The sequence below is a fragment of the Bacillus cereus group sp. BfR-BA-01383 genome, from assembly GCF_022663495.1.
In the GTDB taxonomy this organism is placed as follows: domain Bacteria; phylum Bacillota; class Bacilli; order Bacillales; family Bacillaceae_G; genus Bacillus_A; species Bacillus_A cereus_AU.
The window spans coordinates 1-259 of record NZ_JAKUFP010000137.1 but is presented as its reverse complement, the minus strand read 5'-3'; the positions used below and the strand labels follow the sequence as shown (position 1 = coordinate 259).

Here is a 259-nt window from a genome sequence, read left to right as displayed (position 1 = left end):
GTTTGTTTGAGGTGACGTCGGATTCGTTTGTCCAATTCAGGACCATACTGGTGTACCCAACGTATAATCGTTGTATGAGAAATGGATAAACCCCGTTCTTCTAGCATTTCCACCAAATCACGAAAACTGAGGTTGTACCGTTAACAAAATAATATCAGGCTGATAATCCCTCCATTTGAATACATTTTCCTTTTCCATACCAATCACGCACCCTTTCTAAAGTAATAGTAACAGTATGTCCAAGATTTATAGATTCATT

1 pseudogene is annotated in these 259 nt (G+C 37.8%); it reads right to left on the bottom strand.

From position 1 onward, the window contains the following. Nucleotides 1-198 (bottom strand): annotated as a pseudogene (locus tag MR065_RS27315) (IS6 family transposase); the annotation flags it as partial. Between the last annotated feature and the right edge of the window lie 61 nt (nucleotides 199-259).